We start from the raw sequence: 22,051 nt of genomic DNA, 5'->3' as shown, positions 1-22,051 counted from the left end.
AGGCAGATTCTTTTTTCATGAAAAAAAGAGACCTGAACGCCAGGTCTCTTGAATATACATATACAATTCAATTTGCCGTCTTGAGTGAACGTTTCGATGAAGTCCACGTGCCACGGCTAGGGCTCTCCACAAGGTTATTGTACTCAAGTACGTTCAAATCACGTTGCACAGTGCGTGACGTGATGCCGAACTCTTCTACTAGTTCTGAAGTGGTAACGGATTCCCTTTCATTGATGAACAAATAAATGGACTTGATGCGCGTTAACATCCGATCTGTTGAGCCTTTCATTGGATAACCTCCCAATGTGTAGAATAATGACAAACCATACCTACAGACGACAAAATGAAATATAAAATTGTTATTTTCTAAAATTACACCTTTAGTATACCGCTCTTGAGCAAAAATGCAAGTGGAAAGCACGAACAATCTGTTTGTAAAGATTTGATTATGAACGTAAATATCGAATGAAGATTATTTTTTTACATCGAAAAGAAGCTTAAACACGAACGAAAAAAACTTTTCTAAATGAATGTTCGTCTTTCATACATTTGGATATACTAGTAAGGGAGAGAACATTCGCAAAAGGGGAGATGAACATGAATTGGAGACAGGAAGTCGACAATCGTAAAGATGCATTTTTAGAGGACTTAAAAGGATTACTAGAGATCCCTAGCGTACTCGATGAGTCACAAAGCGCACCGAACATGCCGTTCGGTCCCGAGGTTCGAAAAGCGCTCGACTACATGTTTGAGATCGGTGAGCGTGACGGATTTAAAACAAAAGATGTTGGCGGGTACGCTGGACATTTGGAATATGGGGATGGCGAGGAAATCGTCGGGATCTTATGTCACCTTGACGTCGTACCAGCAGGGGAAGGATGGACGTATGGTGCGTTCACCCCGACCATCACAGATGGCAAAATCATTGCGCGTGGAAGTAACGATGATAAAGGACCATCGATGGCTGCATACTATGGTCTACGCATCGTCAAAGAGCTCGGCTTACCACTCTCGAAACGCGTCCGTTTGATTGCAGGTTGCGATGAGGAGAGCGAATGGCGCTGTGTCCGTGAATATTTCAAACAAGAACAGATGCCGACATACGGCTTCGCACCCGACGCGGACTTCCCCATTATCAATGCAGAAAAAGGATTGTACGATGGTGTGTTGACCCAGCTACCGATTCAACACGTACCCGCATCTGCATACCATCTTCTATCATTCACGAGCGGAGAACGTCCGAATATGGTACCAGACTTCGCGAAAGCCGAATTGAAGACGGATGAGGTACTCGAGGAAAAGTTCGAGGCCTATCTTGAAAAATATGAAGCGGACGGAACGTGCGAATACGATCGTGGCACATATACGTTCACGATGAAAGGTAAAGCGGCGCACGCGATGGAACCGGATAACGGAATCAACGCGGCCTATGTCCTCGCAGGGTTCTTGTTGCATCTTCCACTCGACATTCAGGGAGAACGCTATATCGAACTTGTTCGTCACGTGTTTGCAGACTCACGTGGAATTTCGCTCGGGATTGAAGCGAGTGATGAGACAGGTGATTTAACAATCAACGGTGGGGTGTTCCGTTATAGTGAAGGCGAGCGTACAGCAACAGTGAATATTCGCTATCCTTATACGGCGAAGTTTGAAGAACGGTTGCAAAACCTTCGCGAAATCGCCTTGTCGCTTGGATTTGAATTGAAGACGCGTCAACATATGCCACCACATCACGTGGCAGAAGATCACCCGCTTGTGAAGACGCTAGCAGGCGTATACGAACGTCAAACGGGTGAACATGCGAACTTGATGGCCATCGGGGGCGGCACGTATGCCCGTTCGCTCGAAGCAGGCGTTGCGTTCGGCGCATTGTTCCCAGGTGCTAAAGATGTGGCGCATCAGGTCGATGAATATATGGAGATAGAAGATTTATTACGTGCCGCAGCCATCTACGCTGAGGCGATTTACGAGCTCGCTAAATAAGAAACAAAGAGAGCTGGCTGGTATAGTCGGCTCTCTGTCCTTTAGGAAGGAAGTTATCATTTAGGAAGGAAGTTATCATTGGATTCGCAAAAGAGATTGTTTCAGTCTGTATACGTCGCGATATTCTTCGCGCAGGGGGCATTGATCCCATATATGACCTTATATTTTTCACAAACGAAATTTGGATTGACACCGACCCAGGTCGGAATCATCGTTGCGGTGTTACCCATCCTCTCCATTGGCATCCAACCGTTATGGGGAATGTTGACCGACCGGACAGGACGAGTTCGGGCTTGGTTGATGTTGGCGATGCTGAGCGCCGCGCTTATTTCGCTTAGCTTTTTAGTAGCGACCTCATACGTCTGGATTGTCGTGCTCATGGTGATTTGGTCCGTATTCCAATGTGCTCATATTCCGCTTGTGGACATGATGACGCTCGACTATACGGCTCGGTCAAAAGTGGACTACGGCGCGATTCGTTTGTATGGATCGGCAGGGTTCGCCATCGCCGTATTTGCGATGGGACGAATCTCCGATACGACGTGGGGACTTGCGAGCACGTTCGTAATAAGTGCCGTCCTACTTATCCTCGGAAGTGTGTTCGTCCGAATGATTCCTGAGAAAAGTTCGATTCGCGACGTCACGTTGGCACCCCTTTCTTGGAAAGCAGTATGGAACAAGCAGTTTGTGTTCTTCCTGCTCGGTGGCATGCTCGTGTTCGGACCGATTTATGCGAATAACTACTATTTCGGGCTATACGTGACGAATAGCGGGGGTTCGACGACACTCGTCGGAACATTATTCCTCGTCGCTGTATTATTCGAGATTCCGTTTATGAAAGTGGCGTCTCAACTTATGGAACGATACGGAAGCGTCGGCGTACTTGTCGGTGCGGCCATTATTTCTGCTTTACGGAATGGAATACTTGCGCTTGAACCACCGATTTGGGTCATATGGCTTCTTGCAATCGCACAAGGACTTGTTGTTGGACTCCTCATTCCCGTTGCGCTTCAATTCGTTCGGACACTCGTTGACCGGCAAGTCTCCTCGACGGCCATCGGAGTTTACATGGCACTCACGTCAGGACTTGCGACAGCAGGATTTAATATGCTGAGCGGGAAAATCATTGAACTCGATGATATTTTAGGCGTATTTTGGATGTATACCATTGTGACGGCACTTGGAGCATTGATTTGGATCGGAATGTCACGTCGCATCATGAAAGGATGAACGACATGAGCACGCATTATTTTATTGCGATTCCCATTGAGGCGACCGAACTGGTTGCAGTGCAGCAAGCTGTAATGCCTTTTTACTCGTATCGTCGAATTTATCGACCGGACGAATTTCATCTGACCCTTCAATTTTTAGGCGAATTAGACGGAGAGGAATTAGATGACGTAAAAGAGATTACACGAAAAATCAGTCAAGACACACAACCCTTCACATTGACGTTCGGCTCGATTGACCATTTCGGTAGACCTGATCGTCCACGTGTGCTGACAGTCGTACCTGACGCATCAGAACCACTACACCGATTTGCACGTGCACTCCGCCAAGAACTTGTCGACGTGATCCCGAGATTGGACAGGAAGGCGTTCGTCCCTCACGTCACACTCGCTAAAAAATGGGATGAAGGAGAACGGGTTGCTTACGTTCCGCCTAAATTTCATGTGACTGAATCTGTAGAAGAACTGATTCTGTACGAAGTACAACCGAATCATAAACCAGCCTATAGAGCCGTAGAAGTTTTTCCGTTAAGACGGCCAGAGGAGGACATATGGCAATCCCGGTTAAAATTTTTGACGTAATTTCAAAATATGAACGTAATGTTTTAGATCAATACAATCGCTATTTAGAATATGTGGAATCCGACACGGCACGTCTACAACGTCTTCACGAAAACAATCGCTTGAATCCGGTAGAGGTAATCGAGCTTGAGCGCCCGTGGTGGAAAATTTGGGCGAAGTCGGAGCGGATTGAGTTAGAGCCCAAGCCGCTTTCTGAATCACAATATCAAAAGATGTTACAGGAACGCCGACACATTCAAAAACTTCAGTTTGCCTGTGAAGGAGTGCTCGAAGCAGATTTACCACATTTGGCATTCGTCCGGGACTATGCGTATCGGGTCATGCGTTCAGACTGGAATGAGCGACACTTTTTCTTATTTCATCCGGTCATCGAATGGAACGGTGCGACAGTAGAACTAAGTCATCTCATCATCGGACCGACACATCTGTATGTTGTCGAATGGCTGGAAGGCGACCGCAGCATCTATCACATATCGAAAGAAAAGACTTGGGTTCATCAACCGCTGAAAGGGGAAAATACCCGTGTGGTGAACCCGCTGATCGCATTGACACGAACAGAGGAACTCATCCGACAAATCTTACCTAACTATGCGGGAGTACTTCAGAAAGTAGTCATTGCCACTGATGGGTATTTTGATAATGTGCCGAACGTCCGATCAACGCATTATATCGGGCGTAATGAGTATACCGACTGGATGAAACAAGTGAACGGACGCGCACCGATCGTCAAAGCACAACAACTTCGTGATGTGGCGACCTTATTAGACGTAACTGCTAAGATGCCGTTTCGACAATTTATGGATCAGTGATTGAGAGGAAGGGACGCATATGCATCACACACCCGATCAAAAGACCGCCTCACATGTGACCATTGAGAGCGCGTCTTTCGTATCATTTGAGACAATACAACTTGAGATTGTGCGCGAATATGAATCCGTTCCAGTACAAATCGAACAAAACGGACGACCGATTGACTATCTTGTGGAACAACAAGTTGTGACGGAATCTGGGATGGTCGAACAAATACTTCGTTTGAATGAACCGATCTCTTTGGAAACGATGTACACGGTGTTTCATCCTGGAGAAAAAACGACAGTGATCGTTCCGCGCGAAGTCGTCCGCTCAGAAGAATTCGAACGCCGGTTTTCATATGATGGACCACTCGGTGTATCGTTCACACCTCATGGGATGGAAGTCGCTGTATGGTCCCCTGTGGCGCTTTCCGTGTGGATCACCGTCCATGATGAGACAAACCATCGCGAGATCGAACGATTTCGGATGAATCGTGGTTCTCGTGGAGAATGGCATGGAAATGTGCCCAAAGCATTCGAAGGGATGCTATATCGCTTAGAAGTCAAAACACCAGTTGATACGAGGCAAGTCGTCGACCCGTATGCGAGAGCGGTCAGTTTGAACGGAGAGTATGGCGTGTTAGTAGATGTTGCTGAATTTGTGAAGAAACAAGTCGAGCAAACTGCACGTCCCCCTCTGTGGAAGCCGACAGACGCGGTCATCTATGAACTACACATTCGTGACTTCACAAGTCATCCCTCTTCAACGAGTCAATTAAAAGGGCTGTACGGAGGAGTTGCAGAGAGTGGGGTTCGGACAAAAGAAGGAAATCGTGCAGGACTTGATTATTTAACCGAGCTCGGGGTGACCCATATTCAATTGTTACCGGTCCACGATTTTGGGAGTGTCGATGAAGCGACACGTTTGCCATACAATTGGGGATACGACCCGATTCATTGGTTTAGTCTAGAGGGGAGCTATGCTTCGAGACCGGATGTGCCACTTAGTCGGGTATTTGAATATGCGACACTCGTCTCTGATTTGCATCAAGCGGGACTTCGCGTCGTCACAGATGTCGTGATGAATCATCTTTATATTCGAGAACAATCCCCACTCGAAGCGCTCGTTCCTTATTATTATTTCCGGTATGAACATGACGGGACGGTTGCGAACGGAACCGGTGTCGGAAATGACACCGCATCAGAACGCTATATGATGCGTCGGATGATTGTGGACTTCGTGACGTTTTTCGCGACGACCTATCAAGTCGACGGATTTCGTTTCGACTTAATGGGCATCCACGATGTCGAAACGATGAATCAAGTTCGGGCAGCGCTCGATAAAATAGACCCGTCTATTCTCGTATATGGGGAAGGTTGGGATTTGGCGACCCCGCTCGGTCAGTCGTTCAAAGCGACTTCGCAAAATGCAGCCAGAATGCCTCGAGTCGGACATTTTAACGATATGATCCGAGATGCCTTAAAAGGATCGACGTTCAATGATCGGGAGCGTGGCTTCATTTCAGGGAATGAATGGCGAGAGTGGGAACTGCGAGAATGTCTCACTGGAGCGATCCATATCCCGAACGTGACGGTCGGGCGTTTTCCAAGCCCGAACTATTCCATTAACTACGCTGAGGCGCATGACAATTATACGATTTATGATAAATTGGCATTATCCTGTGAAGGAATCGATGAGACGACACGTCTCGCGATGCAACGTCTGGCCAATGCGGTCGTCATCACTTCTCAAGGGATTCCATTCATCCATGCGGGTCAAGAATTTGGACGCACGAAGCACGGTGTCGAGAATAGCTATAATTCCCCAGATCATATTAATCATTTCGACTGGGATTTACGTGACACACGAATTCGAGAAATCGAATATGTGAAAACACTCCTAAAGCTTCGTCGACTCCATACTTGTTTCCGTTATGATTCAAGGCAAGAAGTCATCGAACATTTTACATTTCTTCCGTCACCGCCTGGCGTCATCATTTATGAATTGACGGCGAGTCATTCATATGATGCATGGCAACGAGTGCGCGTCTATATCAATGGAACGTTTGATCCGCTTTCATTCGAAAATGATGCAAAATGGAACGTCTACGTCGAAGGGGACACAGCAAGCCTTGTTCCAATCGCGCGAAACCCGGAACACATTCAAGTCGAGTCGTTGTCAATGACGATTCTCGCATGTTAAGATGTTGATTGTATCTCTTTAATTTTAAGTAAGATTTGAGCGTGATGAATATGTATTCAGATATAGTCGGTGCGCTCGGTAAAGAGTGGACAGTCGCTTCAGCCGGAGGAATTACGGGAGAAGCGTATGTAGCGACGACGCGCCAACAGAAGATTTTTGTTAAACGGAACTCTTCACCGTTCCTGGCAATTCTATCGGCAGAAGGAATCGTTCCGAAACTTCTTTGGACAAAACGAATGTATAACGGGGACGTATTAAGCGCCCAGCAATTTATTGAAGGCCGCGAACTTTCACCTGAAGATATGAAACGACCAGATGTTGCGGCACAACTTGGTAAAATTCATAACTCTAAAGAATTATTGTTTATGCTACAACAATTGAACCATACACCGGTGACACCACACTTATTGCTTCGTCAATGTGAAGCATATGAACAAGATGAGACGGATCCTACAATCGGGGAAGCCGTTCAGTGGTTAAAACACCATTTGCCGAAAGTCGATGAGCAAGAATTCGTCGTCTGTCATTCTGATTTAAATCATAACAATTGGATTGAAGATGAGAACGGTCTACTCTATTTGACCGATTGGGACGATGCCATCATTGCAGACCGCGCCTTTGATTTGGCGATGGTTGTCTACAGCTATGTCGAAGAGACGGAGTGGGAGCGCTGGTTCGCGCATTATGGAGTAGGGATGTCGAGTGAACTTCATAATCGGATGCATTGGTATGCCATCGCACAAACGATTTTAACAATCTATGGGGAAATGAACGATGCAGCGCGTACAGAAGGTTTTCATGTTTTGCGCGAATTGATTGATGAGGCATATGAACGAATCAACTAAAAAGGGATGGCTGAGCGCCATCCTTTTTTGAATGCGTTAAATGTCATCCGGATTCATGAAGTATGCCCAAACGAACGTTGCGATGACGCCCGCGAAAAACGTTAGTGGCGCTGCATAAAAAATAAGAAATTGATCTAATGTACTCATCATATATAACCTCCTTGTGAAGGATGATTCATGTTCATTAAACTATGATTTCGTGTATAATCGCAAGAGGACTGCTCGTTCGAAACGTGCATATTCCCATTAAACTTGAACATTTGATGAACGAAAGGTAGGATTTTCATGCGTTTACGACATAAGCCTTGGGCAAGAGAGTATATGGAGGCCCAGGAACATGTATTTATTCAACATCCTGATCAGTTGAAAGGGAAGTGGCGTACCGAGTTTGGTAACGACCACCCGCTTTTCATTGAAGTCGGTTCAGGAAAAGGACAATTTATCTTAGGGATGGCAAAACAACATCCCGATGTGAATTTTATCGCAATCGAATTATTTGAGAGTGTCGCGGTATCCATCGTCCAAAAACTAGTCGAGACACCGATGCCGAACGTGAGAGTATTGACAGTAGATGCAAAACAACTCGTTGATTATTTCGAAGCGGGTGAAGTTGATCGTGTGTACTTGAACTTCTCGGATCCATGGCCAAAAACACGTCATGCGAAACGACGGTTGACGTATAAGACGTTCTTAGCGACGTACGAGGCGATTCTCCCGAAAGCGGGTGAGATTCATTTCAAGACGGACAATCGAGGTTTATTCGAATATTCGCTTCAAAGTATGAGCCAATACGGAATGTTCTTCACAGAAATTTCACTCGATTTACATGTAAATGAACCAGAAGATAATGTTCGAACTGAGTATGAAGAACGCTTTAGTGCGCTTGGTCAACCGATTTATCGAATGGAAGCTGTCTTCCGTCCGAAAAATTGACACGCTTTTTTCTTATTTTAATAGTATTTTCTTCACACTTTTTTCTTTCTTCTTGGTACAATAGGAATGACGCTAAACTGGAATAAGAGAAGGGGGAACATGGGGATGTTGAAAAAAGCATGGGCAAGCCTGCTTGCAGTAATCTTCATTCTAACAATCGCACCAATGAATACCTCAGCGAACGAAGCGTTCTTGGACGCACTCGAAGAGGATTTGAAAGCGACGCATTACGACTATAAAGAAGGAACAGCTGAAATCGTGAAAGAAGAAACACTTCGCCATTCAAATGGAAACGAAGTCATCGCAGCGGTCGTCAAACTCGACACAATCCGTGATGGAATCTTTATTACACGTAAAACCGAGTTGCATTATTATGATGCAACAGATAACAAAATCCTCTCGACAGCAGATCTTGCTGAAGTCGAAGGAGCAGGCGATTTCGCGGATGCGAACATTGACATGCTTGGACAAAAAGTTGTCTACTGGTTACCAGTTCTGATCTTGCTTCTATTAATTGCAATCCCTGCAATTATTTTGTATGTTGTCGTACCACGATTCTATTCAACTAGCTCATATATGAATCCTGTATATGAAAAGAATGACAACCCACGTTAATACGTAAAAGCACCCCGTTCTTCTAAACGGGGTGCTTTTTTATTGTTGCTTTAGCTGTCCAACGATGTCAGCGAGTGACATCCCATTCCCAGAAGAAACCGATGCGATGAAGGCACTCTCGACGATCGGACCGTCGAAGAAAGCAAGTTGTTTGTCGCCTTCGTACATGTCGATGGCGAGTTCGGCGTTCATCGTAGCTGATCCGATGTCACTGAGAAGAAGGGCTTCGCCTTCGACTTGACCAAGTGCTTCTAAAATCCGGTTCACGTCTGTTCCGATTGCCCCATCATCAAGGCCACCAGCTAGATGAATCGGTACAGCAGGTGCCATTTCTTTCATGAGATCTTGAATCCCTTCCGCAATTTTCGCGCTATGCGAGACGATAATCAATTCGACGATGTTAATCGACCTCCTTCATAATGGCAGCCAATAGAATGGAGCTAGAAAGAGAGCCAGGGTCGACCGTGCCTCGTGAGTTTTCTCCGAAATAGGAGGCTCTACCTTTTGTCGCCACCATATCCTCCGTTTTTTGGACGAGTTCATCTAGTTGTTTCTGATAATCGTCGCCTTGTTGAACGTGCTCGAGGAACGGGTCCCATACGTCAACCATCGTTTTTTGACCGACCTCGGATTTTCCACGGGCTTTGATGGAATTAGATCCCTCTTGGAGCGCCTCCTTGAGTAAGGTGAAATCAGCTTCTTTCGCTTCACCGAACGTGGTTGCCATCTTGACGAAGGCGGAACCATATAACGGTCCGGCCGCACCACCTACCTTCGACATGAGGGTCATCCCGACTTTTTTACTGAGTGCTCCTAACGAGTCATATTCTTCATCCAAAATGGATGAGACCGCATCGAACCCACGAGACATGTTAATTCCGTGGTCACCATCCCCGATTGCCCGATCTAGGTCCGTAAGTGTGTCTTTTTGTTCTTCGATGCCAACTTGTGCATCACGCAACGCTTGCTTCATCCCATCAATCGTCAACATAAACAAAACACCTCATTCATTAATTTTTAAAGCCGAGTGCTGCCGATGGAGCGTCTAAATAAGAAGTCATCTCCTCATCAAGAGGAAGGAGGGTGATGGAGAATCCATGCATCTCGAGCGATGTCATATAGTTGCCGACGTATTTCCGTTTGAGCGTATAACCGGCAGCCTCCAGTTTTTCTGCGACAAAGTGATAGGTCACATACAACTCAGACAACGGCGTTCCACCCATACCGTTCACCATAACGGCAACTTCACCAGGATCGACTTCTTTTTTCAAATGACTGAGGAGGTCGTCGACGATTTGGTCGACATCACTCGTTGGTTTCCGCTCGACACCACGTTCCCCGTGAATCCCGATGCCGATTTCCATCTCTTCTTCATTCAAGTCGAAACCAGGTTTACCACTGACCGGCATGTAACAAGGTTCAACTGCCATCCCCATAGAGCGCACGTGTGAAGCTACTTTTTCGGCAATCGCTTTAACCTCTTCGAGTGATTTGCCACTAGCGGCAGCGGCACCGGCAATCTTGTGGACAAAGACCGTTCCGGCAACCCCGCGTCGATCTTCTTTGTTCGAAATGGCGACATCGTCGGCGACGACGACATGGTCGACTTTAATCCCATCCCCTTCCGCAAGTTCTGCGGCCAGTTCAAAGTTCATGACATCCCCTGAGTAGTTTTTGACAATGAGTAAGACTCCGTTGCCACCGTCAGCTGCCTTGATTCCTTCAAGTACCATGTCCGGAGTAGGAGAGGTGAACACTTCCCCACAAACTGCCGCATCTAGCATGCCATCTCCGACATAACCTGCGTGTGCCGGTTCGTGACCGCTCCCACCACCCGAGACGAGTCCAACTTTCCCAGACTTCGCTCCGTCGGCACGGCAGATGACATTCACGCCATCAACGCGACCATACACTTCAGGATGGGCGTGGACCATTCCTTCTACCATTTGCGATACGAGTTCACTTGGTTCACCGATTAGCTTCTTCACACGAGATCACTCCTTTTTTGAATTGAAAACTACCAATTTCAATTTTCCACTCTTTCGTTCGAACTAAACAAAAAAACCGACGAATCATTCGTCGGTTTCGTGTCATGCATATTCGAGTAAAGCGCCAGTCTCAGAGTCGACTGTGAACTCATATGTTTTTTCTTCATCGTTCTCAAGAACCGAGATGCCACCTTTGTAGACGTCGTATTCACGACCATCATACGTGTAAATCTCCGGTGATGCTGAAATCCATGCCCCTTGGACATGACCTTTTGCTGAGAAAGCACGTTTTGTGTACTCCAACGCGTTTTCTGCAGATAAGCTACGTTCATCTAAAGCTTTTTTCGTCATAAGTGCGGCAATGACGGCAACCCCGATTCCAATAAACCAATACCTTTTTTTCATATGACTACCTCCCCTTGAACTATGGCTATCATGTACATCGTACCAAAACCTGTACCCGAATGGAATGAAAAGCATTCGCATCCTATCAAATCTTTTGTATATAATGAGACAAGAACGACTAGGGAAGGATGATGAAAGATGGATCAGAAGACAAGAGATTTATTCAAGACGTTAACAGAACTACCGGGTGCTCCGGGGTTTGAGTCAGAGGTGCGTCAGTTCGTACGCGAACGCATCGAACCCCATTCAGACGATATTGTCACAGATGGAATTGGATCAATTTTCGGGAAACGTGTGGGGGATGAGTCGGGACCGAAAGTGATGGTAGCCGGACATATGGATGAGGTTGCCTTTATGGTGACACGGATCACCGAGAACGGCATGCTTTACATACAACCACTCGGTGGCTGGTGGAGCCAGGTGCTTATGGCGCAACGCTTCGACATCATCACGTCGAACGGTAAAATTCCGGGTGTCGTCGCTTCGACACCGCCTCACTTGCTAGGACCTGATGCGATGAGTAAACCGATGGACATCAAACAGATGTTCATCGATATCGGCGCCGATTCAAAAGAAGAGGCAGAGTCATGGGGGGTACGTCCAGGTGTACCAGCTGTCCCGTCGAGCGCATTCACTCCGCTTCACCATCCGAAAAAGATTATGGCCAAAGCATGGGATAACCGTTATGGCGTCGGTCTTGCTGTCGAATTGTTGGAGGAAACGACAAAAGCAGATCACCCGAACATTCTCTTCTCGGGTGCCACGGTACAAGAAGAAGTCGGATTGCGCGGCGCACAGACGGCATCTGAATTGATTCAACCGGATGTGGCGCTCGTACTTGATGCTTCACCGGCGAACGATGCCTCTGGAAGTAAAACAGAGTTCGGACAGCTCGGTGAGGGTGCCTTGATTCGCATTTTGGACCGTGTCATGGTCATGTCACCAGAAATGCGTGATTTCTTGCTCGACACGGCTTCAGACGAAAACATTAAAACCCAGTATTTCGTCTCACCAGGCGGTACCGATGCGGGGCGCGTTCACATGAGCGGAGAAGGGGTCCCGACAGCCGTGATTGGTGTCGCATCAAGATACATTCATACGCATGCATCCATTCTTCACACGGATGACTACGATGCAGCAAAAGCGTTACTCAAAGCGTTGGTCAAACGACTGGATCGTTCGACACTTGAAACACTTCGTCCGTCACGTTGATTTACTTCGTCCGTCCACTCATTTCATGGGTGGACGGTTTTTTATGGTTTTTCTTGCTATTTCGAAAAAACACCTTATACTGATAGAAGTGTTTATACAATTTGTTTACTTGTGACAAGACACTTGTTTGAGTGTAAGGAGGATATACGGTGTTCAAGAAAAAAGGAATCTCACTTAGTCCGTCAATCTATTTTGTGACGGCACTAAGTTATATGGCACTTGGTTTGTTTAGTACATTAATTATTGGTCTGATCATGAAGACGATTGGTGGGCAACTCGATCATACAGTTCTTTCAGGAATGAGTGGAACATTGATTCAAATCGGAGAAGTAGCGATGAGTTTGACGGGTCCTGCCATCGGGATTGCCATCGCCTATGCGTTAGAGGCGCCACCGCTCATTTTATTTTCGGCGCTCGTTGTCGGGGCGTTCGGTTATGAATTCGGACCGGCAGGAAGCTATGTCGCGACGATTCTTGCCGTCGAAGTGTCAAAGCTTGTCTCTAAATCGACAAAACTTGATATTTTAGTGACGCCGTTCACAACGATTGCAGTCGGTTATTTCACCGCGACATATATCGGTAAATATGTCGGATTGTTCATGACGCAACTTGGTAGTTGGATTGAATGGGGCACGGAACAACAACCTTTATTCATGGGTGTGGTCGTTGCGACGTTGATGGGACTCGCATTAACTGCACCGATTTCAAGTGCTGCCATTGCACTCATGCTCGGTTTGGACGGGATTGCAGCAGGAGCCGCAACTGTCGGATGTGCCGCGCAGATGATTGGTTTTGCCATTACGAGTTATCGGGATAATGGGGTCGGTGGAGCGATTGCTCAAGGAATTGGAACATCGATGCTTCAGGTTGGAAACATCGTGAAAAACCCTTGGATTCTCTTACCTCCAACATTAGCAGGAGCGGTTCTAGCGCCGATAGCAACATTACTTTTTGAATTGGAAAGTGTCGCTGCAGGTGCCGGCATGGGAACGAGCGGACTTGTCGGTCCAATCGTCATGCTTGAGACGATGGGCTTTAGCTGGTATACGCTTATGATTGTCCTCGGTTTCTTAATCATCGGGCCAGCCTTACTCAGTTATGCGGTCTATGAAGTGTTGAGAAGGACTGGACGGATTCAACCGAATGATTTGAAAATTGACTACTAAAAAAGGCGACGTTCCTCGAAACGTCGCTTTTTTTCATCCAATTCCAAACCACATTTTAACGGACTCAACCGTCTCACGCGGAACGCGGAAACTGACGAGAAAGAGCATCAAAACAAGCACATAGATGGGAAGTAAAAAACGTTTTCGCACGATTGGTAAATAACGTGCCAGTTTCTTGAACCATTTTTCAAGAACATAAATGACAGCGAATCCGACAACGAGCCAAATCAAGATTTCTAATCTGGATTTGTCGGTATCAATAAATAAATAGCCGTATCGAATAATGGCGAGCATACCGAAAACGCCGACCATTTGTTCGAACGGGTGCTTCATATCGGGATTTAAAGTTTCACGCGTTAATTTCATTTAATCTCACCTGTTTCAACTAGTTTCGGTTTTGATTATAACAAACAGCAGAACAGAATGTGTGACTAGACTTATGCTATTATAAGTGAGGAAAAAACGAACAGGAGTGGTAATCATGAAACAACTATCAACAATGGAAGAATATACAGTAGCGAAAGATGCGAAAAGTGTCTTCATGTTTTCAGCGGCATGGTGTGGGGATTGCCGATTCCTTGACCCGTTCATGCCAGAAATCGAAGAGAAATTTAAAGAATGGACGTTTTATCATGTCGACCGTGATGAGTTCATGGATCTTGCACAAGAACTTGATATTTTCGGGATTCCAAGTTTTGTGGCGTTTCATGATGGCAAAGAAGTCGATCGTTATGTTGGTCGGGAACGCAAAACGCCGGAGCAGGTCGAAGCATTTTTGAATGGACTCGGGTGACCCTTTATGGAACGGAATGAGTTAAGACGTTATCTAGAATCGAGCTTCAATGAGGATTATCGCACGTCCTATGACCGCGAAAATGAAGTCATGCGCATCGAACGTAAGTCTGACCGTTTTGGGGTGAACATTCGACTTGCACCGATTGTCGCAAAAGCGAAAACTCGTGGGAAAGTGGCTGTCGATGAAGTGATTGAGTATATTGAATCTGCCATGAAGGCGGATGATCAAATCTCCCTTGAAGGAAATAGTGCGTCCATCTATCCTGTCATACGCTCGAATTCATTTTCGAAGACGACAAAAAATGGGGAATCGCTCGTATTTACACCTCATACAGCTGAAACGGCAATATTCTATGCGCTAGATCGCGGGAACGGTTATCGATTGATTGAAGAACGACATTTGTCTGAAGAGTTCAGTCTTGAACGTGTCGACCACATCGCTCGTGAGAATGTAAAAAAACTTCCGACGGAAATGAAACAAGATGAGGTGGCAGGGAATCCGTTCTACTTTTTATCTGCCCGAGATGGATATGAAGCATCGCGTATTTTAAATGATGAATTTCTGCGGATGATGGAGCGGCGCGTCGAAGGAGATATGCTCGTCGGAGTCCCGCATCAAGATGTGATGATTATTGCGGATGTACGAAACGATCAAGGGTATGATGCGATGCAACAATTGATGTTTGATTTCTTTACGAATGGTCGTGTCCCTGTGACTGCACTCGCCTTTCACTATGAGGCAGGGCATCTTGAACCGATTTTTATTGTCGGAAAAAAGACCCCGCCATCGAACACATAATCTGATAAAATAAGTGAGATGAGTTTGAAAGAAGGGACGTAGGAACGTATGCAAATGAATGTGTTTTATAACCGAGAAGGAATCGGTGATGTGCTCATGGTGTTATTGAAAGAGGGAGAACGTCACCATCAGACTGTAGAACGGACAGGTGATATCGCCGTCGTCAAATCTGCAGATGGAGAAGTGAACGGGTATAACTTGTTCCAGGCGAGTCAATATGTGGACGTTACGGGTTGGAACGGTCCTGTTGACTTGACGGTCGAATTGGTTGAACAGCTGCGAATCATCTTGAAGGACAATGGCATTGAAGAGGATTTCTCTTGGGTTGATGTGTCACCGAAATTTGTTGTCGGCTATGTTGAACAGGCTGTGAAGCATCCAGACGCTGACAAATTATCCGTTTGCCAAGTCCAAATTGACCAAGGCACTGTACAGATTGTTTGTGGTGCACCAAACGTTGCGACAGGTCAAAAGGTTGTTGTTGCGAAGCCTGGTGCGGTCATGTCGACAGGGTTAATCATTCGCCCATCTGCACTTCGTGGTGAACCTTCACACGGAATGATCTGTTCTGCCCGTGAATTAAACCTTCCAAATGCCCCACAAGAAAAAGGGATTTTAGTTTTAGATGACGAATATGAAGTAGGTACAGCATTTGAAATCGGTCGCTAATTTCGACCGATTTTTTGTTAAATAAGGATTGAGTGAAAAAGCGAGGAATCAAGTATGGATGCATATGAACGTTCACTGAAACAACAAGCAGAGCGAATCAAACGGGAATTATCGAGAGAAGGGCAGACGGTATCCCCTCCACCGAAAGCAGATGTCCCCAATGAATTTATACCGTCAGATGTCCCGTCACCGATCTATGGATATGCTCGTCCGAAACCAAAGATTGTGCTTCCTGTCGAACACTCTCCGGAGACGAGAGAAGCATATGATTCAGAGCAGAAGGCAGAGAACGAAACCGTTGAGGAATTGATGCAAGAAGAACCAACGATTGAACACTCGTCTCTCCATGAACAAAACGAAGCGCCTCTTGAAAAGATTTCCACGGAAATGACATCCGAAAAGAAATCATTATTAGGCGAGGTCTCAATTTTAGATGACGGTTTCTCATCCGTCTTTATGCAGTCGACGGACTTGTCCCATTCAAAAAAAGAATCGGTCGTGGATGTGGATGATGCAGCTGCACCAGAAGAAACGTTAGATGTAAACGCACCCCCGGAGCAAATCGGACCATCGGTTGAGCAGATTGCAGAAAGATTACAAACACCATCTGAGCAACAGACGTTACCGCCGGACACAGAGTTGACACCGGCAGTACAAGTCTCTTACAAAGCGGATCAACCGCCTTTAAACGTGATGATGACGCCGAAAGATCGAATGGCGATGTACCGTAGCCGACGACTTGCACAAAAAAACAATAATCTGTAATAGCACGACTCCAAGAGTTTTGCTATAATGACAAAGGTTTGTCGCATTTTGACGAGCCGCAATGAATTAGGGGGGCTATTTACAGATGAACCGTTATCACTTCGTCGGAATTAAAGGAACGGGCATGAGTCCTTTAGCTCAAATTTTATTTGATATGAACAATGAGGTCCGTGGGTCGGACGTTGAAAAAGCATTTTTTACTGAAGAAGCATTAAACCGAAAAGGGATTGAAATTTTGCCGTTTGATCCTGACAATATTTCTGAAGACCAAATCGTCGTACAAGGAAACGCGTTCAGCGACGACCATCCAGAAATCGTGCGCGCACGTGAACTCGGCTTGACGATTTATAAGTATTACGAGTTTTTAGGTGAGCTCGCAAACCATTATACGAGTGTCGCCATTACGGGGTCACATGGGAAAACATCAACAACAGGCTTGCTTGCCCACGTCATGCGTGGAATCGAGCCGACATCATTCTTGATTGGTGATGGAACGGGTGAGGGAGTTGCCGATTCGAAGAACTTCGTCTTTGAGGCCTGTGAATATAAGCGTCACTTCTTATATTATCGTCCTGATTATGCCATCATGACGAACATCGACTTCGATCATTCGGATTACTTCTCTGGTTTAGATGATGTCATCGATGCATTCCAAGAAATGGCCAAGCAAGTGAAAAAAGGGATCATTGCTTGTGGCGATGACGAGAATCTTCAACAAATCCAAGCCAATGTGCCGCTCGTTTATTACGGGTTTGGAACACATAATGATTTCCGTGCTGAAAACGTCACATCAACAGAAAATGGAACAACATTTGATGTCTTTTTACGCGATGATTTCTACGGAACATTCCGCATTCCTGGATATGGAGACCACAGTGTATTAAACGCACTCGCTGTGATCGCGACATGTGACTATGAAAACTTGCCAAAAGAATTGGTTAAAGAACGATTGGAAACATTTGATGGTGTGAAACGTCGCTTTAGTGAATCGACACTAAACAATCAAGTACTCGTTGACGATTACGCACACCATCCGCGTGAAATTAGTGCGACAGTTGAGGCGGCTCGTAAAAAGTATGGGGAGCGGGAAGTCGTGGCGATTTTCCAACCGCATACGTACACACGTTTGAAATCATTCATGGACGACTTTGCGACGGCATTGGCCGAAGCAGATACAGTCTATTTATGTGACATTTTCGGTTCGGCACGTGAACAAGAAGGGACGGTCACGATTGAGGACCTTCAGTCACGAATCGAAGGCGCGCATATTTTGAAACGTGGTGGCACGAGCGTCTTACGCAATCATGACAAGGCGGTACTCTTGTTCATGGGTGCAGGTGACATCCAAACGTATCAACGCGAATATGAAGAAATCGTAAAACTTGAAGCATAAGATGGAGGAGGGACGAATGTCTCTCCTTTTTTATGTTTAGCCAACGAAAATCTCGGTAATAGTAGTATCGATGAATAAGACAAAGGAGATGTTAGGAATGGCTAGTCAAGGTGCACTCAATACGTTAAACAAGGAAGTCGCGAACTATGGACTGTTATTTGTGAAGCTCCATAATTACCATTGGTATATCAATGGTCCTCACTTCTTTACGTATCACGAGAAACTCGAAGAGCTTTATAACTTAGTGGCAGAACTCTACGATGACGTTGCAGAAAGACTTCTCATGAACGATGGAGAACCGTTTGCGACGATGAAAGAGTATTTAGAACACTCAACACTAAAAGAAGGCGATCGTCACGAAGAAACCGAACAGATGATCAAAGATATCATCAGTGACTTCAAACAAATCCGTCAAGAGATGCAGGATGCGATGGAAAAATTTGAAGATGGAGACGAAGCGATTGAAGATACGTTCGTATCTCACATCGAACGACTCGAAAAAGAGATTTGGATGATGTCTGCTGCACTCGGCAAAAAACCTAAACTTTAACATAAAAATGGTGCGTCTCGCGTAGACGCACCATTTTACTTATTTCAAATTTTCTGGGTTGAGCGGGAGTAAGGAATCGATGACGAATCGTCCGTCTTTTCGAATCAATACATCGTCGAACCAGATTTCACCACCGCCGTAATCCGGACGCTGAATGTTGACGAGGTCCCAGTGAACTGACGAATTATTGCCGTTATACGCATCGTCATACGCTTGACCAGGTGTGAAATGGAAGCTTCCATCAATTTTTTCATCGAAGAGAATGTCTTTCATCGGATGTTGAATATACGGGTTGACACCGATAGCGAATTCACCGACGTAGCGAGCCCCTTCATCTGTGTTGAACACTTCATTGATACGTTCTGTATCATTGGCCGTCGCGTCCACGATTTTGCCGTCTTTGAATGTCAACTTCACGTTCTCGAACGTGAAGCCTTGGTATGGAGATGGCGTGTTATATGTGATGACGCCATTGACCGAATCTTTGACCGGCGCCGTGAACACTTCACCGTCTGGAATGTTCATTTGACCAGAGCATTTGATTGCCGGGATATCTTTTATGGAGAACGAGAGGTCCGTTCCTGGTCCTTTTAACGTGACACGGTCCGTCTTGTTCATCAATTCGACCAATCCGTCCATCGCACGGTCCATTTTTCCGTAATCGAGTGTACATACGTTGAAGTAGAAGTCTTCGAACGCTTCTGTTGATTTTCCTGCGAGTTGTGCCATCGATGGGGATGGGTAGCGGAGGACGACCCACTTCGTCCCTTTCACGCGGTCTTCCGTGTGCATTTTACCGAGCGTAGCACCGACGAGTTTTTGTTGCTCACTCGGCACGTCAGAGAGTTCATTGATGTTATCGCCGGCACGTAAACCGATGTATGCATCCATGGCTTGCATCTGTTTCCGTTCGATGTCAGCCATGAGTTCAAGTTGTTCGTGACTGGCACCCGTATATAATTTACGTAAGATACGGCTCTCTTTCAACAAGACGAATGGGTGTCCGCCCGCCTCATATGCTTTTTCGACGAGTGCCTCGACAAGCGATTCCTCTACGCCAAAATTCTCAATCAGTACTTTTTCCCCCGGTTGTAACTTGACGGAATAATTGATTAAACCGTCTGCTAATTGTGTAATTCTTGGATCTCTCACACGATCACCCCTAATTATTTTTATGAATTTCTATTTTAGTGTAATCGAAAACATAAAAACGGGTAAAGGAATAATCAGACCGAATGGCGAAAACGGTTGTAGCAAATCTTTTCAGTCATAATGGTGCTATAATGAAACGAGAAACGATTGAATAGGAGGAATGGATTGAATGGAGATCACACTAGGAGGCATCGCGGGCCTGATTGCGGCCCTCGCGTTTGTCGTACTCGTCATCTTCTTGGCACGTGTCTTATCGAATGTAAACCGTACACTCGGTAGCGTCGCCAATACGACCGAAAATTTAGAACGCCAGCTCGACGGAATCACGATGGAAGTGACGGCGCTCTTACATAAGACGAACCGTCTCGTCGACAACGTGGAAGAAAAAACAGAATTGCTCGCACCTGTTGCGCATGCGCTCGATGAACTAGGTACATCACTGAACGAGGTAACCGAATCAGTCCGTACCGTCTCAACTTCTGTCCACTCGGCAGCGGATGAAAACAAAGAGCAGATTGCACAAGCCGTGCGTTGGGGGTCTGTGGCAGTCGAATTGTTCAAGAAGAACAAACCAGAGTCTTCTACAACAAAAGAACGTCCACGTCGTCGCACACGACGCGAAAAGAAAGAGGAAACACCTGTATCACCTGACTTGATTCAAACGGACGATACGATTAAATAAGGAAACTACGGGGAGGAACTCACACATGACAGACCAAAAGCAACCAACAGAACAGAATCAATCAAGTAGCGGATTTTTGACGGGGGTCATCCTCGGAGGGATTGTCGGAGCAGCGGTTGCTCTCTTAACATCACCGAAAAGCGGACGAGAAGTGCGGACGTACCTTGACGAAAAGACATCTACATCGCGTGAGCGCTTGACTGTCAAATCGAAAGAGATGCGTGAGAAAGCAGAGCCGGTCGTTGGGGAATGGATTAAAGTAGCGAGCGATAAGGCGGCACCTGTCCTCAATATCGTGAAAGATAAGGCGCGTGAGGCAGCCGAGTTAAAGCAACAAATCGATGAGGACGACCTTTCGATTGAAGAGGCGATGGAGAAAGCAGATCAACTCGTCGCGGAAGCGGAATCTGAAGTGAAAGAACAGATGGACCGCGCGGCCGAAAAAGAGACGCCGGACTCATCACTTGAATCTGAGTCGGACGATTCACTCGAAGCACCTATCAATGAGATGCTCGATGATGAGTCAAAAGAAGAACTCAATGATTTGAAGAAAGACCTTAAAAAGGAAGAATAATGTAAAAGGACCGTGAACTGAACCCTGAATGATCGTCACTTGATAAAAAGTGCTCATTCAGGGTTTTTGAATGTGATCGAATCGATATAATGAATCTATTTATTCAGACGAGAGTTTCGAAACGTAAATCACTCCACTATGAAACACGAAATTAAAGACTAATCAGTATTGGCGAAATTGAGAAAGATAGAAAATGAATCGTGAGAAAAGTGTATAAAGACGGTTATAATATTTTTTTGTTTGCAGGAGGATAGATGATTATTGAAATAGACGGTTATTATAAGCAATCTTTCCTAAGGGGAAATGAATGTACTTTAAGTGAACTCAAAGAAATCTATGAAGCAATTTTAGGAGTTACAGATTCTGCTTCTGAAGTAAGTTCAATATTATGTAATAATTATAATTTTAAAGCAATCTCTATAAATGAAGTTGTGAATGTACGATACGTAATTGATACAGACACACAAATTGTCTATGAACCATCAAAATAAAATTTCATATTTGTAGTTTGATGGTAGATAAAATTATTAGATGTCTAGATAGCTATCACAACACACACGCTATTCGAGGCATTCGTTATTAAATTTCCCTAAATTAGGTTTCAGTTCAGAACGCGTTCGGTCCTTTTTTGGTGATTTTGTGACGTAGAAGGTTTCCTTATGACAAAGCGCACAAAGTTCGATATAATTAGGTTTCTGGAAAGAACGGCTTAAGAATGTG

27 protein-coding genes are annotated in these 22,051 nt (G+C 45.6%); 19 read left to right on the top strand and 8 right to left on the bottom strand.

The features are described from left to right. Positions 1–67: 67 nt before the first annotated feature. The gene (locus tag KNO66_RS06335; RefSeq protein ID WP_012726776.1) at positions 68–289 is read right to left on the bottom strand and encodes a DeoR family transcriptional regulator; all 222 of its coding nucleotides are present in this window, start codon (positions 287–289) and stop codon (positions 68–70) included. A gap of 308 nt (positions 290–597) precedes the next feature. Between KNO66_RS06335 and pepV the strand changes: the two genes are divergently transcribed. The 6 genes from pepV to KNO66_RS06305 all read left to right on the top strand — a co-directional run bounded on the left by pepV (position 598) and on the right by KNO66_RS06305 (position 7,633). Continuing rightward, positions 598–1,983 carry a dipeptidase PepV gene (gene pepV, locus KNO66_RS06330; protein ID WP_483299184.1) on the top strand — a complete coding sequence of 462 codons (1,386 nt, stop codon included), beginning with the start codon at positions 598–600 and terminating at the stop codon, positions 1,981–1,983. A 78-nt stretch (positions 1,984–2,061) separates the two neighbouring features. Beyond that, a complete protein-coding gene (locus tag KNO66_RS06325) occupies positions 2,062–3,213 on the top strand; it encodes an MFS transporter (RefSeq protein ID WP_214741440.1) in 1,152 nt (383 codons plus the stop codon). Between the two features lie 5 nt (positions 3,214–3,218). Further along, complete coding sequence (thpR, locus tag KNO66_RS06320; RefSeq protein ID WP_214741438.1) at positions 3,219–3,794, top strand: RNA 2',3'-cyclic phosphodiesterase; 576 nt, start codon at positions 3,219–3,221, stop codon at positions 3,792–3,794. After that, positions 3,764–4,603: an NERD domain-containing protein gene (locus tag KNO66_RS06315; protein WP_214741436.1), complete on the top strand. Its 840-nt coding sequence runs from the start codon at positions 3,764–3,766 to the stop codon at positions 4,601–4,603. Before thpR ends, KNO66_RS06315 begins: the two co-directional genes overlap by 31 nt. A gap of 19 nt (positions 4,604–4,622) precedes the next feature. Then, positions 4,623–6,788, top strand: a complete 2,166-nt coding sequence (pulA, locus tag KNO66_RS06310) for a type I pullulanase (protein WP_214741434.1) — start codon at positions 4,623–4,625, stop codon at positions 6,786–6,788. 50 nt (positions 6,789–6,838) lie between these two features. Beyond that, positions 6,839–7,633, top strand: coding sequence for a phosphotransferase family protein (locus KNO66_RS06305; RefSeq protein ID WP_214741433.1), 795 nt, complete (start codon positions 6,839–6,841; stop codon positions 7,631–7,633). 36 nt (positions 7,634–7,669) lie between these two features. On the opposite strand, the gene KNO66_RS15030 is transcribed toward KNO66_RS06305, so the two are convergent. Then, positions 7,670–7,780, bottom strand: coding sequence for a hypothetical protein (locus KNO66_RS15030; RefSeq protein ID WP_012726769.1), 111 nt, complete (start codon positions 7,778–7,780; stop codon positions 7,670–7,672). 138 nt (positions 7,781–7,918) lie between these two features. Between KNO66_RS15030 and trmB the strand changes: the two genes are divergently transcribed. Both trmB and KNO66_RS06295 read left to right on the top strand, forming a co-directional pair. Next, on the top strand, positions 7,919–8,566 hold the full coding sequence (trmB, locus tag KNO66_RS06300) for a tRNA (guanosine(46)-N7)-methyltransferase TrmB (RefSeq protein WP_214741431.1): 648 nt from the start codon (positions 7,919–7,921) through the stop codon (positions 8,564–8,566). Between the two features lie 105 nt (positions 8,567–8,671). Further along, a complete protein-coding gene (locus KNO66_RS06295) occupies positions 8,672–9,181 on the top strand; it encodes a hypothetical protein (RefSeq protein WP_251125834.1) in 510 nt (169 codons plus the stop codon). A 39-nt stretch (positions 9,182–9,220) separates the two neighbouring features. On the opposite strand, the gene dhaM is transcribed toward KNO66_RS06295, so the two are convergent. The 4 genes from dhaM to KNO66_RS06275 all read right to left on the bottom strand — a co-directional run bounded on the left by dhaM (position 9,221) and on the right by KNO66_RS06275 (position 11,574). Next, entirely contained in the window at positions 9,221–9,571 is a 351-nt protein-coding gene (gene dhaM / locus KNO66_RS06290; protein WP_251128064.1) for a dihydroxyacetone kinase phosphoryl donor subunit DhaM, read from the bottom strand. Between the two features lie 10 nt (positions 9,572–9,581). Next, a complete protein-coding gene (gene dhaL, locus KNO66_RS06285) occupies positions 9,582–10,172 on the bottom strand; it encodes a dihydroxyacetone kinase subunit DhaL (RefSeq protein ID WP_214741427.1) in 591 nt (196 codons plus the stop codon). Between the two features lie 19 nt (positions 10,173–10,191). Continuing rightward, positions 10,192–11,169, bottom strand: a complete 978-nt coding sequence (gene dhaK, locus KNO66_RS06280; protein WP_214741425.1) for a dihydroxyacetone kinase subunit DhaK — start codon at positions 11,167–11,169, stop codon at positions 10,192–10,194. Positions 11,170–11,271: 102 nt separating this feature from the next. Then, positions 11,272–11,574, bottom strand: a complete 303-nt coding sequence (locus tag KNO66_RS06275) for a PepSY domain-containing protein (RefSeq protein WP_012726763.1) — start codon at positions 11,572–11,574, stop codon at positions 11,272–11,274. A gap of 138 nt (positions 11,575–11,712) precedes the next feature. On the opposite strand from KNO66_RS06275, the gene KNO66_RS06270 reads away from it, so the two are divergent. Together KNO66_RS06270 and KNO66_RS06265 are read left to right on the top strand one after the other, a co-directional pair. After that, complete coding sequence (locus tag KNO66_RS06270) at positions 11,713–12,786, top strand: M42 family metallopeptidase (RefSeq protein ID WP_214741423.1); 1,074 nt, start codon at positions 11,713–11,715, stop codon at positions 12,784–12,786. Between the two features lie 149 nt (positions 12,787–12,935). Beyond that, complete coding sequence (locus KNO66_RS06265) at positions 12,936–13,952, top strand: PTS sugar transporter subunit IIC (RefSeq protein WP_214741421.1); 1,017 nt, start codon at positions 12,936–12,938, stop codon at positions 13,950–13,952. Between the two features lie 33 nt (positions 13,953–13,985). Here KNO66_RS06265 and KNO66_RS06260 read toward each other — a convergent pair whose 3' ends face one another. Next, positions 13,986–14,285, bottom strand: a complete 300-nt coding sequence (locus KNO66_RS06260) for a hypothetical protein (RefSeq protein WP_251128063.1) — start codon at positions 14,283–14,285, stop codon at positions 13,986–13,988. Between the two features lie 148 nt (positions 14,286–14,433). Here KNO66_RS06260 and KNO66_RS06255 point away from each other — a divergent pair, with 148 nt between their 5' ends. The 6 genes from KNO66_RS06255 to KNO66_RS06230 all read left to right on the top strand — a co-directional run bounded on the left by KNO66_RS06255 (position 14,434) and on the right by KNO66_RS06230 (position 18,923). Next, positions 14,434–14,745, top strand: coding sequence for a thioredoxin family protein (locus KNO66_RS06255; RefSeq protein WP_214741417.1), 312 nt, complete (start codon positions 14,434–14,436; stop codon positions 14,743–14,745). 6 nt (positions 14,746–14,751) lie between these two features. After that, positions 14,752–15,546: a DUF1444 family protein gene (locus KNO66_RS06250; protein ID WP_214741415.1), complete on the top strand. Its 795-nt coding sequence runs from the start codon at positions 14,752–14,754 to the stop codon at positions 15,544–15,546. A 54-nt stretch (positions 15,547–15,600) separates the two neighbouring features. Beyond that, a complete protein-coding gene (gene ytpR, locus KNO66_RS06245; RefSeq protein WP_214741413.1) occupies positions 15,601–16,215 on the top strand; it encodes a YtpR family tRNA-binding protein in 615 nt (204 codons plus the stop codon). A gap of 54 nt (positions 16,216–16,269) precedes the next feature. Then, entirely contained in the window at positions 16,270–16,980 is a 711-nt protein-coding gene (locus tag KNO66_RS06240) for a hypothetical protein (protein WP_214741411.1), read from the top strand. An 85-nt stretch (positions 16,981–17,065) separates the two neighbouring features. Further along, complete coding sequence (murC, locus tag KNO66_RS06235) at positions 17,066–18,373, top strand: UDP-N-acetylmuramate--L-alanine ligase (protein WP_214741409.1); 1,308 nt, start codon at positions 17,066–17,068, stop codon at positions 18,371–18,373. A gap of 97 nt (positions 18,374–18,470) precedes the next feature. Continuing rightward, on the top strand, positions 18,471–18,923 hold the full coding sequence (locus KNO66_RS06230) for a Dps family protein (RefSeq protein WP_214741407.1): 453 nt from the start codon (positions 18,471–18,473) through the stop codon (positions 18,921–18,923). A 39-nt stretch (positions 18,924–18,962) separates the two neighbouring features. Here KNO66_RS06230 and KNO66_RS06225 read toward each other — a convergent pair whose 3' ends face one another. Next, on the bottom strand, positions 18,963–20,075 hold the full coding sequence (locus KNO66_RS06225) for an aminopeptidase (protein ID WP_214741405.1): 1,113 nt from the start codon (positions 20,073–20,075) through the stop codon (positions 18,963–18,965). A 169-nt stretch (positions 20,076–20,244) separates the two neighbouring features. Between KNO66_RS06225 and KNO66_RS06220 the strand changes: the two genes are divergently transcribed. From KNO66_RS06220 to KNO66_RS06210, 3 genes are all read left to right on the top strand, one after another. After that, on the top strand, positions 20,245–20,757 hold the full coding sequence (locus KNO66_RS06220) for a DUF948 domain-containing protein (protein WP_214741403.1): 513 nt from the start codon (positions 20,245–20,247) through the stop codon (positions 20,755–20,757). Between the two features lie 25 nt (positions 20,758–20,782). After that, complete coding sequence (locus KNO66_RS06215) at positions 20,783–21,331, top strand: YtxH domain-containing protein (RefSeq protein ID WP_214741401.1); 549 nt, start codon at positions 20,783–20,785, stop codon at positions 21,329–21,331. Between the two features lie 254 nt (positions 21,332–21,585). After that, the gene (locus KNO66_RS06210) at positions 21,586–21,822 is read left to right on the top strand and encodes a hypothetical protein (RefSeq protein WP_214741399.1); all 237 of its coding nucleotides are present in this window, start codon (positions 21,586–21,588) and stop codon (positions 21,820–21,822) included. Positions 21,823–22,051: the final 229 nt, after the last annotated feature.

It is taken from the genome of Exiguobacterium sp. s48 (assembly GCF_018617395.1).
In the GTDB taxonomy this organism is placed as follows: Bacteria; Bacillota; Bacilli; order Exiguobacteriales; family Exiguobacteriaceae; genus Exiguobacterium.
This window is presented reverse-complemented; position numbering and strand designations above follow the sequence as displayed.